Raw genomic sequence first — 12,211 nt, 5'->3', positions numbered from 1 at the left:
CCGCGCACCTGGGCGTTCGCCGGTCGGGGCGGGCCGGGATCCGGCCCGGTTCACGTAGAATCAAGACATGCCTAGCCACAACGAGCACGCCCCGCTCCCGCGCCCCGACCACCGCATCCAGGCGGTGCTATGGGACATGGACGGCACGGTGATCGACACCGAGCCGTACTGGATGGCCGCCGAACGGCGCCTGGTGCTGGCCCACGGCGGGACCTGGAGCCAGGCCCAGTCCGAGGCGCTGGTCGGCGCCGCCCTGCCCACCGCCGCCCGGGGGCTGCAGCAGGCCGGGGTCCAGCTGGGCGTGCGGCAGATCATTGACGAGCTCTCCGCCGAGGTGATCAGTGGGCTGCGCCGCGAACTGATCTGGCGTCCCGGGGCGCTGGAGCTGCTCCAGCAGTTCTCCGCCGCCGGGATCCCGCAGGCGCTGGTGACCATGAGCGAACGCAGCATCGTGCAGGACTTCCTCGCCCAGCTGCCCGAAGCGTACTTCGACGTCACCGTCACCGGGGACGAGGTGGAGCACGGCAAGCCGGACCCGGAACCGTACCTGCGCGGGCTGCAGCTGCTGGGCGAAAAATTCGAGACTTCCCTGGACCCGGCCCAGTGCGTGGGCCTGGAGGATTCACTGCCGGGCATCACCGCGGCCAGCGCCGCCGGGCTGTTCGCGGTGCTGGTCCCCAACGCCACCGACCCCGGCCAGGGGCCGTGGCGGCGCAGCGAATCGCTGCGGCAGCTGTCCATTGAACAACTGAACACCTGGTTGGAGCAGATCAACGCGTGAGCGAACTGAACGAGAAATCGCCCGGGCTCCGGCTGGGCAGGATCGCCGGGGTCCCGGTCTACCTTGCCTACTCCTGGTTCTTCATCACCGTGGTGATCACGGTGATCTTCGGCATGCAGCTGCAGCGCACCGCCTGGATCCCGGCCACCACCGCCTACCTGCTGGGGTTCATCTGCTCGCTGATGATCGCCCTGGCCGTGCTGATCCATGAGCTGGCCCACGCCATGGTGGCCCGCTACTTCAAATGGCCCAACTCCCACATCGTGCTGACCCTGTGGGGCGGGCACACCCAGTTCGGCTCCTTCCAGGCCACCCCGGGCGCCTCCCTGCTGGTGGCGCTGGCCGGGCCGGTGAGCAACTTCGTGATCGCCGGGATCGGCTGGGTCGCGGCCACCATCTTCGAACCGACGTTCATGATCGGGGCGATCCTGAACTTCGTGATCTACGCGAACCTGCTGCTGGGCATCTTCAACATCCTGCCGGGCCTGCCGCTGGACGGCGGGCGGCTGGTCGAATCGGCCGTGTGGAAGGCCACCGGCAGCCAGGATCGCGGCACCATCGTGGCGGCGTGGGTGGGTCGGGCGATCGCCGTGGGCATCGTGTTGTGGTTCGCCGTCATCCCGCTGGTCATGGGCCGGGCGCTGGAGACCACCACCCTGGTGATCGGGGTGATGGTGGCCCTGTTCATGTGGCAGGCCACCAGCGCGCTGATCGCCCACGCCAAGCTGCGCCTGCGCCTGCCCGGGGTGAAGGCCGGGAACCTGATGAGCCCGGCCAGCGGGATGCTCAGCACCGTGAACGTCGCCGACGTGCGCCGGCGCCTGGCCGCCCGCGGCGGACAGATCGTGCTGGTGGACCCGCACGGGATGCCGATCGCGGTCGTCGACGAGGGCGCACTGAGCGCGGTGCCCGAACACGCCGGGCCCACCACCCCGGCCACCGCGGTCAGCCGGGCACTGGGGCAGGGGGCGGTGATCGCCCAGGACTCGGACGGGGACACCCTGATCCACTACCTGGCCACCGTGGAAACCGCCGAATACGCGGTGATCAGCGAGGAAGGGTACATCGTCGGGGTGCTGCACCAGGAACAGATCCTGCGCGCCCTGAACGTGCGCTGACCCGCCCACCCGCAATTTTTCGCCCGCACACCGGGCACACCAATCCTGTAGACAGCATCAGCCAGAAGGAAGCCAATTTCGTGAGCCAGAACCAAGCCAGCATGCCCCACGGGGCCGCCGCCCGCCGCGGACCGTTTCGGGTCGGGGACCGGGTGCAGCTGACCGATGAGAAGCGCCGCATCAACACCATCACCCTGGAGGCCGGCGGGCAGTTCCACTCGCACAAGGGCATCCTGGAACACGATGCGATCATCGGGTTGCCCGACGGTTCGGTCATCGAGAACGTGGAGGGCTATCGCTACCAGCTGCTGCGCCCGCTGGCGAAGGACTACGTGCTGTCCATGCCGCGCGGGGCGGCGGTGATCTACCCGAAGGACGCCGCGCAGATCGTGCAGTTCGGGGACATCTTCCCCGGAGCCCGCGTGGTGGAGGCCGGGGTGGGTTCCGGGGCCCTGTCGATCTCGCTGCTGCGCGCCATCGGGGACACCGGGTTCCTGCACTCCTTCGAACGCCGGGAGGAGTTCGCCGAGATTGCCCGCGGGAACGTGGACACCGTCTTTGGCGGCGAGCACCCGGCCTGGCAGATCTCCATCGGGGACTTCCAGGACAAGGTGGTCGAACTGGAGGAGCCGGGCAGCGTGGACCGGGTGGTGCTGGACATGCTCAGCCCCTGGGAATGCCTGGACGCGGTCGCCACCGTGCTGGCCCCCGGCGGGGTGTGGACCAACTACGTGGCCACCGTGACCCAGATGTCCCGGGTGGTCGAGGCGATCCGCGCCTCCGGGCAGTTCACCGAACCCGAATGCTTTGAAACCCTGGTGCGCGGCTGGCACGTGGACGGGCTGGCGGTGCGCCCCGACCACCGGATGGTGGCGCACACCGCGTTTCTGATCACCGCCCGCCGGCTGGCCGATGACTCCCAGGGCATCCCGAAGGCCAAGCGGGTGAAGGAGCACAACTTCGCCGCCGAGGACGTCTCGGCCTGGACCAGGGACCACGACGAATCCGAATGGACGCCCGAAGCCCTGGGGGAGCGCGGGGTCTCGGACAAGAAGCTGCGCCGGGCCGCACGTGATGCAACTCGCCCTGCACGGGTGCGTGAACAGGAGTAGATTCCAGTATGTGGGCAACATTCGCTCATCGGATTACGGTGCGGCGTACTTGCTCCGTAGGATGACCTAAGACGGGAAACCCATTAATGGGCCAGCTGACCGTTGCCGATGCCGTGGGAGGGATCAAGTGTCCGAGCACAATGACCAGGAACTGACCGAACGACTGTCCATGACCGAACGCCAGGTCAACGTGTTGCGGGACAAGAACCGCAACCTGGACCGGCAGCTGGCCACGCTCAGCGGCAACAACCAGCGCCTGGTGGCCATGCTCGAACGCACCCGCGAACAAATCGTCGACCTGAAGTCGGCCCTGGAAAAGGACGGGGACACCCCCTTCAGCCACGGCACCATCCTGGCCAAGCACCCGCGCCAGCACCCCGAGGCGGGCACCGGGATCGAATCCACCGCCGTGCAGTCCGCGGACATTTCCCAGGGCGGGCGGCGCCTGCGGGTGGGCATCAGCCCGCTGCTGGACTTCGAGAAACTGCACGTGGGCCAGCAGGTGCTGCTGAACGAGGCGATGGTGATCGTCGCCGCCCTGGGCTACGAGCACACCGGGGAACTGGTGACCATCAAGGAAATCCTGGAGCACCACCAGGTCGTGGTGATGGCCCGCGCCGATGACCAGCGGGTGGTGGAACTGGCCCAGCCGCTGCGCCAGGAGCACCTGCGGGTGGGGGACCAGCTCACCCTGGACCCGCGCACCGGGCTGGCCATGAGCCGGGTGCAGCTGACCGACATGCAGTCCCTGGTGCTGGAGGAAGTCCCGGACATCTCCTACTCCGACATCGGCGGGCTGAGCAACCAGATCGAGGCGATCCAGGACGCGGTGGAGCTGCCCTTCAGCCATCCGGAGCTGTACCGCGAACACGGGCTGAGCGCCCCGAAGGGCATCCTGCTCTACGGGCCTCCCGGGTGCGGCAAGACCCTGATCGCCAAGGCGGTCGCCCACTCGCTGGCCGCCCGCGCCGCCGCGAAGTCCGGGCGCACCGAGGCCCGCAGCTACTTCCTGAACATCAAGGGCCCGGAGCTGCTGGACAAGTACGTGGGCGAAACCGAACGCCACATCCGCCTGATCTTCGCCCGCGCCCGGGAAAAGGCGCTGCACGGAGACCCGGTGGTGGTGTTCTTCGACGAAATGGACTCGCTGTTCCGCACCCGCGGCACCGGGGTGTCCTCCGATGTGGAGACCACCATCGTCCCGCAGCTGCTGGCCGAGATCGACGGCGTGGAGCGGCTGGACAATGTGATCGTGATCGGCGCGTCAAACCGTGAGGACATGATCGACCCGGCGATTCTGCGCCCGGGCCGGCTGGATGTGAAGATCAAGATCCGCCGCCCCACCGCCGAGGGTGCCGCGGAGATCTTCGGCAAGTACCTGACCACCGACCTGCCGCTGCACGAATCCGAGGTCGCCGCCGACGGCGGGGACGCGCAGGCCACCGTGCAGCGGATGATCCACGGCACCGTGGCGGACATGTTCGCCACCGACGCCTCCAACCAGTACCTGGAGGTCACCTACGTCAACGGGGACACCGAGATCCTGTACTTCAAGGACTTCGCCTCCGGAGCGGTGATCCGCAACGTGGTGGACCGGGCCAAGAAGCGGGCCATCAAGGCGCTGCTGACCACCGGGGAACGCGGGCTGAAGATGGAGTACCTGCTGGCCGCGGTGCGTGAGGAGTTCGCCGAACACGAGGACATGCCCAACACCACCAACCCGGATGACTGGGCCCGGATCTCCGGGCGCAAGGGGGAAAAGATCAGCCACATCCGCTCCCTGGTCGACGCGCGGGGTGCCCAGTGAGCGCCCGGCGGCTGGTCGGGCTGGAGACCGAGTACGGGGTCATCCGCCCGGGCATGCCCAAGGCCAACGCCACCGTGCTCTCCGCACAGATCGTGGACGGCTACGCCCAGCTGGTGCGCCACGGGGACGCGGCCCGGCGCGCCGCCCGCTGGGACTACAGCGACGAAACCCCGCTGCGTGATGCGCGCGGCTACACCCTCAGCCGCGAGCAGGCCCACCCCAGCCAGCTGACCGACGTGGAACCCACCGTGGAGGAGACCAAGGTCTGGGACGCGGAGTCCATCGCCTTGGACGGCGGGGATGCGCGCATCGGGCGCACCCTGTACCAGGAGGTCGAGTCCACCGACGTGGTGATGAACATGGTGCTGGGCAACGGCGCCCGGCTCTACGTGGACCACGCCCACCCCGAATACTCCAGCCCGGAGGTCACCACCCCGCGCGACGCGGTGCTCTACGACCAGGCCGGGGACGAGGTGGTGCGCCTGGCCGCCGCCCACGCCGCCCAGCGCGGCGGCGGGGAACTGCTGCTGTACAAGAACAACACCGACAACAAGTCCGTCTCCTACGGGGCGCACGAGAACTACCTGGTGCCCCGTGAAATCGACTTCGCCCGCCTGGTTGAGGGCCTGACCCCGTTCTTCGCCAGCCGCCAGATCATCTGCGGCGCCGGACGGGTGGGCCGCGGCCAGCTCGGTGGGGGCGCCGACTTCCAGATCTCCCAGCGCGCGGACTTCTTCGAGGCCGAGGTGGGGCTGGAAACCACCATCAACCGCCCGATCATCAACACCCGGGATGAACCGCACGCCAACTGGGAGAAGTACCGCCGGCTGCACGTGATCATCGGGGACGCGAACCTGGGCCAGGTCTCCACGCTGCTGCGGGTGGGCACCACCAACCTGGTGCTCTCGCTGATCGAGGCCGGCCAGGCCCCGGACCTGGAGCTGGCCGACCCGGTGGGGGCGCTGCAGGCAATCAGCCACGACACCTCGCTGCGCACCGCCGTGCGGCTGCGCGGGGGCGCGCGCCTGAGCGCCATCGAGATCCAGCAGCGCTACCTGGACGCCGCCGAGGCGTACTGCACCGAACGCGGGATCACCGATGAGCACACCACCGAGATCCTCACCCGCTGGCGTGAAACCCTGCAGGTGCTGGCCACCGATCCGGCCAAGGCCGCACGCACCGTGGACTGGGTGGCCAAGCAGCAGCTGATCACCGGATTCGCCGCCCGGCACGGGGTGGGCCTGGATGACCCGAAGGTGGCGCTGATGGATCTGCAGTGGGCTGACCTGCGCAAGGACAAGGGCCTGTACTACCGGCTGGCCGCGCGCGGGATGATGGAGACCCTGTACAGCCAGGACCAGATCGCCGCGGCGGTTTCTGAACCGCCGGCGGACACCCGCGCGTTCTTGCGCGGCAAGGTGCTGCAGCACTATGCGGACCATGTAATCGCCGCCAACTGGGATGCGCTGTCACTGTCCATGCCCGGGGCCCGGCGCGTCCGGCGGATCCCGCTGCCCGAGCCGCTGCGCGGCACCCGCGCCGAGGTGGGCCAGCTGTTCGAGGCCGAGCTGGAGATTTCGCAGTTCCTTAGTGAGCTGGCCAAGCAGCACCCGGTCGGCTGACAATGGCAGCAAGCGCCCACCGGCACGGTGTGGCCCCAATTCCATAAGCAGAACGGCTGTCCCGTCAGCGGCCCACCGACCCGCCGGCGCCACCAGCCACCACGAAGAAGGAGTAACCATGAGCCAGGAAAGCATTTCCCCGCGCAGCAACCGCCAGGAACAGGAACAGCAGGTCGAGCAGGCCCTGACACACACCCAGGGCACCGAAGCCGGGGTGGATGACCTGCTTGACGAGATCGACTCGGTGCTGGAGACCAACGCCGAGGAATTCGTGCGCGGCTTCGTCCAAAAGGGCGGCCAGTAGGCCCAGGCCTTCACCCCTGCGGCGGGCAGCGGCCTGCCGCACCACCAACTTTGACTCAGGGCTGTGCCGGCAGCCGGAAGGGACCAGCACGTGGACCGCAGGATCTTTGGGATCGAAACCGAGTACGGGCTCAGCTACGTCCCGCTGGACGGGCGGCGGCTGACCCCGGAGGACGCGGCCCGGCACCTGTTCAAGCCGGTGGTGGACTGGGGACGGTCCTCCAACGTGTTCCTGGGCAACGGCTCCCGGCTCTACCTGGACGTGGGCTCCCACCCCGAGTACGCCACCGCCGAATGCGACCAGCTGCCCCAGCTGATCGCCCACGACCGGGCCGGGGAGGCGATCCTGCTGGACCTGGTCGAGCAGGCGGAGGAGGACCTGGCCGACGCCGGGCACCAGGGCAAGCTCTACCTGTTCAAGAACAACGTCGACTCGGCCGGCAACTCCTACGGCTGCCACGAGAACTACATGATCTCCCGGCGCACCGAATTCAAGCGGCTGGCCGACATGCTCATCCCGTTCCTGGTCACCCGGCAGATGCTCACCGGCGCCGGGCACCTGGTGGAGGTGGACGGGCAGACCCGCTTCGTCTTCTCCCAGCGCGCCGACCACGTCTGGGAGGGCGTTTCCTCGGCGACCACCCGCTCCCGGCCGATCATCAACACCCGCGACGAACCGCACGCGGACGCCGAACTCTACCGCCGGCTGCACGTGATCGTGGGGGACTCCTCGATGAGCGAGACCACCCAGCTGCTGAAGGTCGGGGCGACCGACCTGGTGCTGCGGATGATCGAATCCGGGGAGATCTACCACGATCTGCGCCTGGAGAACCCGATCCGCTCCATCCGCCAGGTCTCCCACGACTTCACCGGGCAGACCGTGGTGCGCTTGATGGGCGGGGACGAACCCACCGCCCTGCAGATCCAGTGGCAGCTGCTGGAGACCGTGCAGAACTTCCTGGACCGCCACGGCGCCCACCACGAGCTGGTCCCGCGCATCATGGAACTGTGGGAACGCACCCTCACCGCCGTGCAGGAGCAGGACTTCTCACTCATCGACACCGACATCGACTGGGCGATCAAGCACAAGCTGCTTACCGGGTACGCGGCCAAGCACAACCTGGGCATGGATTCGCACCGGATCGCCCAACTGAACCTGACCTACCACGACATCGACCCGGCCCGCGGGCTCTTCCACCTGCTGGCGAAGCGCGGGATGGCCAGCACCGTGGTCTCCAACGAGCAGATCCGCCACGCGGTCAGCCACCCGCCGCAGAGCACCCGCGCGGCGATCCGGGCCAAGTTCGTCAATGCCGCCCGGGCCACCGGCCGGCGCTACTCCACCGACTGGGTGCACATGAAATACGAGGAGGGACCCGGGGGAGTGGTGCTGTGCAAGGACCCGTTCGCCACCGAAGATCCGCGGGTCGATGAGCTGATCGAGCTGATGCGCCAGCCGGTCTAGGTGCCGCGCATCGCCGGTTTAGCCAGCGGGGAATTAGAATTTTCACAGATTCCCGCATTAATCTGGAAAAAGTCCTCCCGCCGCGCCACCGGCTTGCGGCGGGGTGCAAACGATGAACCTGCTACGAAAGTAGAATCTGTGCGCAAAGTCCTGGCAGTATGTGTCACCGCCTCCGTGCTCGCCCTCACCGCCTGCGGTGCCGGCTCCAGCACCTCGCTGGACTCGATCGAGGTGAAGCCCGGGGCGGACGCCAACAGCGAACCGTCGGTGAAGATCGACGCCCCGCTGCTGACCGAGAAGTCCGAGGCCCAGGTGCTGGTCGAAGGCGAGGGGAACGAAATCTCCGAGGGCCAGACCATCAAGCTGAAGTCCGGCATCTACAAAAACATCGACGGGATGAAGGTCGATGAGAACTTCACCGGCGAAGCGGTGCCGATGAAGGTCGATGACACCATGAAGCAGCAGATGCCCGAACTGTACGACACCCTGATCGGTTCCAAGGTCGGCTCCTGGATCGCCTACACCACCGTGGAGGGCAACCCGAAGTCCGACGGCAGCGTCTCCGAGCCGGAGGACGGCGCCCGCGCCGAACGCATCATCGTGATGAACGTCGAGTCGGCCAGCGACCCGAGCACCGTGCTGGAGCAGTCCAAGGTCAAGGAGCTGAAGGACGCCAAGCAGCTGCCGAGCGTGGACACCAGCGAGAAGGAACCGAAGATCAGCATCCCGAAGGACACCCAGGCCCCGCAGGGCCTGGCCGTGGACGTGCTGGAGGAGGGCAAGGGCGCGCAAGCCACCGAGAACTCCGACGTGGAGGTCAAGTACCACGGTGTCACCTGGGCCGACGGGAAGAAGTTCGACGGCAACTTCGACAGCGAAGACACCGCCAAGTTCAACCTCTCCCAGGTCATCTCCGGCTGGACCAAGGGTCTGAGCGGGCAGAAGGAAGGCTCCAAGCTGCTGCTCAGCGTCCCCTCGGACATGGCCTACGGCGACAACGCCACCCAGGGTCCCTCCGGCCCGCTGGTGTTCTACGTAGAATTGACCAAGGTCTCCAACGCCGAATAACCTCGGCCCATCATCACCCACAGAAAGGCGACACGCATGTCGTTTGGCGAACGCAACTACGATCGCAGCAAGCCGGAAATCGATTTCCCGGGCACCGAGGCGCCCACCGAACTGGTCATCACCGACCTGATCGAAGGCACCGGTGCGGAAGTCACCCCGGGCACCACCGTGCAGGCCCACTACGTGGGCGTGGCCTGGTCCACCGGTGAGGAATTCGACGCCTCCTGGAACCGCGGCTCCACCCTGGACTTCCCGGTCGGCGTGGGCATGGTCATCCAGGGCTGGGACCAGGGCCTGCTGGGCATGAAGGTCGGCGGACGCCGCCGCCTGGAGATCCCCTCCGAGCTGGCCTACGGCGCGGCCGGCGCCCCCGGGGCCATCGGCCCGAACGAGGCACTGATCTTCGTCGTGGACCTGATGGGCATCAAGTAGCAGCAGGTCACACCCGCACAGCTGGCCCCGATCCGTCGGGGCCAGCGGTGCTTAACCTGCACGAAACCCCCACCCGGATTGGCTATTGTAGGCACGTGAGCACAAAGCAGAGCGAAGGGCCCAGCAGGGCCGAACGGCTGACCAGCCTGATCTACGCGCTGTCCACCAGCCAGCGCAAATGGACCGCCGAACGCATCGGCGAATACCTGAACCCGGGCGGGAACCCCGAAGCCCGGGAAAAGGCGATCGAACGGGCCAAGGACGAGATCCGCAACGAATTCGGGCTGCGCCTGGTCACCGAGGACTACGACGGGGTGCTGCACTACCGCATCGACACCACCGACTGGTACCTGCCGCCGATCTCCTTCAGCGCCGCGGAGAGCGCGCTGATCGCCCTGGCCGCCACGCTGTGGAAGGACTCCAAGCTGCAGGCCCTGGCCCGCAGCGCCACCGAACGGCTCACCGGCGCCCAGCCCAGCACCGAGGACATCGCCCCGTACCTGGGCTCCTACCTGCCGCGGCTGTCCATGGACGACCCGAACTTCAAGGCCTGTGCGCTGGCCGTGTTCAACCGCAAGAGCGTGCACTTCACCTACCGGGACGCCGGCGGCCAGCACAGCGAACGCACCGTGGACGTGTGGGGGATCGGCCAGCGCTACGGGCAGTGGTACTTCACTGGGTATGACCACACCCGCAACGAGCGCCGGGTCTTTCGCCTCTCGCGCATCACCGGCAGTTTTACGCTTTCCACCCTGCCCAAGGGCAGCACCTACCATCCGCGCCCCGAAGGGTTCTCCATGTCCCAGGTGCTGCAGGACTTCGACCTGCAGCACCACGCCGAACTGGCCACGGTGCGCATCCACGCCGAGGCGGCGCTGCCGCTGCGCGCCCGGGCCCTGGAAACCACGCCAGCCGAACCCGGCACCCCGGGGGACACCCTGGTGATCGCCTACGCCGACCAGGAGGCGTTCGCCACCGAACTGGCCGGCTACGGGCCGCACCTGAGCGTGCTCGGCCCGCAGGCGCTGGCCGAACAGGTGGCCGGCCTGCTGGAGCAGGCCCGCACCATGCAGCGCCAGGTGGCCGAACGCTACGCCGGGCTTGAGGTGAAATACCAGCCGCGGCGCTCCACGGGGCGCGGCACCACCGCCCAGCAGGTGATGCGCAACATCGACATGATCCAGTACGTGGTCGCCCAGGGCGGAGCCACGGTGGCCGAACTGGCCGAACGCTACGAGCTCAGCCTGGCCAGGGTGCGCCAGGAGCTCGCGCTGATCATGATGTGCGGGGTCCCCGGCGGGCAGCACGATGAACTGATCAACGTCAACGACGGGGACCTGGACACCGACTGGGTCTCCATCTCCAACGCGGCGCTGCTGGCCGAACCGCAGAAGCTGGCCCCCATGGAGGCGGTGGCGGTCCTGGGCGGGCTGAACGCGCTGGCCAGCATCCCGAACTTTGAACACCGCGCCACCCTGGACTCGGCACTGGCCAAGCTCAATGAGGCCGTCGCCCGCTTCGAGGGGTGGAACGGGGCGCTGGGCTTTGCGCTGAACCAGGTGCGCGAGCAGGACGCGGATGCGCTGCTGGCCCGGGCGGTGCACGAGCACCAGGTGGTGCGCATCGACTACTACTCGCTCTCCTCGGGCAGCCACCATGAACGCGACATCGAACCAATCCGCTTCGTGGAGGACGGGCAGCGGCGCTACCTGCGCGCCTGGTGCCGCACCCGGAAAAAGATCCTGACCTTCCGGCTGGACCGGATCCTGGCGGCCAACACCACCGGGGAGCACTTCACCCTGGGCCGGCGCCATGAGGACAGCGGCCAGCCGCAGCTGCGCTACGCGGCCACCGAGCAGGATCCGCAGGTTGAACTGTTCATCGACCAGAGCCGGGTGGCGCAGATCGAGGCGTACCAGCCCGACGCCTGGTCGAAGAAGATCGACGGCGGCTACCTGGCGAAGGTGCGTTTCTCACACTACTCGGTGCTCGCCCCGCTGGTGGCCCGCCATGGGGGTAGGATTGCTGTGGTCGCTCCCGCCGAGGCCGTGGACTACGTCAACACCTGGCTGGGTGCCGAACGCAACACGAATGAGGATGATTCATAGATGCTTCCCTGGTGGTTCTGGGTCCTGGTGTGGACCGTGCTGATCCTGGCCACGCTGCTGGCCGCCATCGTGGCCGGCTTCCGCCTCTTCCGGCGCGGCATGAGCGTCATGCAAAGCCTGGGCGACGCCGCGGACAAGCTCTCCTCCGATATGGCCCAACCCGGCACCGTGGTGAATTACACCCCGCGCCCGCGCACCTACCCCAGCGGCACCGATGCGACCCACGGGGATCCGCACCAGATCCGGCAGCTGAAGGAGACGGGCAAGGCCGAGCGCGTTGAGGCCCGCCGCGCCGCCCGGGTGGCCCGCCGTGACGCCCGGAACCAGCGCCAGAACGTGTACGACGTACACCTGTTCTGACGTAGACTTAAAGGCAACAAAAGAAGGGAAATCCC

At 67.7% G+C, this 12,211-nt stretch carries 11 protein-coding genes; all 11 read left to right on the top strand.

What is annotated here, in order from left to right; all coding sequences use genetic code 11:
• Window positions 1-67: 67 nt before the first annotated feature.
• The 11 genes from RCJ92_RS05195 (at window position 68) to RCJ92_RS05145 (ending at window position 12,176) form a co-directional block, all read left to right on the top strand.
• Window positions 68-781: an HAD family hydrolase gene (locus tag RCJ92_RS05195; RefSeq protein WP_446753935.1), complete on the top strand. Its 714-nt coding sequence runs from the start codon at window positions 68-70 to the stop codon at window positions 779-781.
• Window positions 778-1,899: a site-2 protease family protein gene (locus RCJ92_RS05190; RefSeq protein ID WP_396278538.1), complete on the top strand. Its 1,122-nt coding sequence runs from the start codon at window positions 778-780 to the stop codon at window positions 1,897-1,899. Before RCJ92_RS05195 ends, RCJ92_RS05190 begins: the two co-directional genes overlap by 4 nt.
• Window positions 1,900-2,000: 101 nt before the next feature.
• Entirely contained in the window at window positions 2,001-3,011 is a 1,011-nt protein-coding gene (locus RCJ92_RS05185; protein ID WP_138174265.1) for a tRNA (adenine-N1)-methyltransferase, read from the top strand.
• A gap of 127 nt (window positions 3,012-3,138) precedes the next feature.
• The gene (gene arc / locus RCJ92_RS05180; protein ID WP_421015501.1) at window positions 3,139-4,818 is read left to right on the top strand and encodes a proteasome ATPase; all 1,680 of its coding nucleotides are present in this window, start codon (window positions 3,139-3,141) and stop codon (window positions 4,816-4,818) included.
• A complete protein-coding gene (gene dop, locus RCJ92_RS05175; protein WP_446753934.1) occupies window positions 4,815-6,440 on the top strand; it encodes a depupylase/deamidase Dop in 1,626 nt (541 codons plus the stop codon). The genes arc and dop overlap by 4 nt, the downstream gene beginning before the upstream one ends.
• Window positions 6,441-6,558: 118 nt before the next feature.
• On the top strand, window positions 6,559-6,744 hold the full coding sequence (locus RCJ92_RS05170; RefSeq protein WP_138173967.1) for a ubiquitin-like protein Pup: 186 nt from the start codon (window positions 6,559-6,561) through the stop codon (window positions 6,742-6,744).
• A gap of 90 nt (window positions 6,745-6,834) precedes the next feature.
• Window positions 6,835-8,208: a Pup--protein ligase gene (gene pafA, locus RCJ92_RS05165; protein WP_446753933.1), complete on the top strand. Its 1,374-nt coding sequence runs from the start codon at window positions 6,835-6,837 to the stop codon at window positions 8,206-8,208.
• A gap of 138 nt (window positions 8,209-8,346) precedes the next feature.
• Complete coding sequence (locus RCJ92_RS05160) at window positions 8,347-9,276, top strand: FKBP-type peptidyl-prolyl cis-trans isomerase (RefSeq protein WP_138926206.1); 930 nt, start codon at window positions 8,347-8,349, stop codon at window positions 9,274-9,276.
• 36 nt (window positions 9,277-9,312) lie between these two features.
• Window positions 9,313-9,708, top strand: coding sequence for an FKBP-type peptidyl-prolyl cis-trans isomerase (locus RCJ92_RS05155; protein WP_138173973.1), 396 nt, complete (start codon window positions 9,313-9,315; stop codon window positions 9,706-9,708).
• A gap of 95 nt (window positions 9,709-9,803) precedes the next feature.
• The gene (locus RCJ92_RS05150; protein ID WP_446753932.1) at window positions 9,804-11,816 is read left to right on the top strand and encodes a helix-turn-helix transcriptional regulator; all 2,013 of its coding nucleotides are present in this window, start codon (window positions 9,804-9,806) and stop codon (window positions 11,814-11,816) included.
• The gene (locus RCJ92_RS05145; protein ID WP_446753931.1) at window positions 11,817-12,176 is read left to right on the top strand and encodes a hypothetical protein; all 360 of its coding nucleotides are present in this window, start codon (window positions 11,817-11,819) and stop codon (window positions 12,174-12,176) included.
• Window positions 12,177-12,211 lie beyond the last annotated feature (35 nt).

The organism is Glutamicibacter sp. BSL13 (assembly GCF_052928425.1).
Note: the sequence above shows the minus strand (reverse complement) of the source record. Positions and strands in the feature narration are given on the sequence as shown.

Coding starts and splice junctions, on each gene's coding strand:
- RCJ92_RS05195 (WP_446753935.1), top strand. CDS start 68: ATGCCTAGCCACAACGAGCACGCCCCGCTCCCGCGCCCCGACCACCGC.
- RCJ92_RS05185 (WP_138174265.1), top strand. CDS start 2,001: ATGCCCCACGGGGCCGCCGCCCGCCGCGGACCGTTTCGGGTCGGGGAC.
- RCJ92_RS05170 (WP_138173967.1), top strand. CDS start 6,559: ATGAGCCAGGAAAGCATTTCCCCGCGCAGCAACCGCCAGGAACAGGAA.
- RCJ92_RS05155 (WP_138173973.1), top strand. CDS start 9,313: ATGTCGTTTGGCGAACGCAACTACGATCGCAGCAAGCCGGAAATCGAT.
- RCJ92_RS05145 (WP_446753931.1), top strand. CDS start 11,817: ATGCTTCCCTGGTGGTTCTGGGTCCTGGTGTGGACCGTGCTGATCCTG.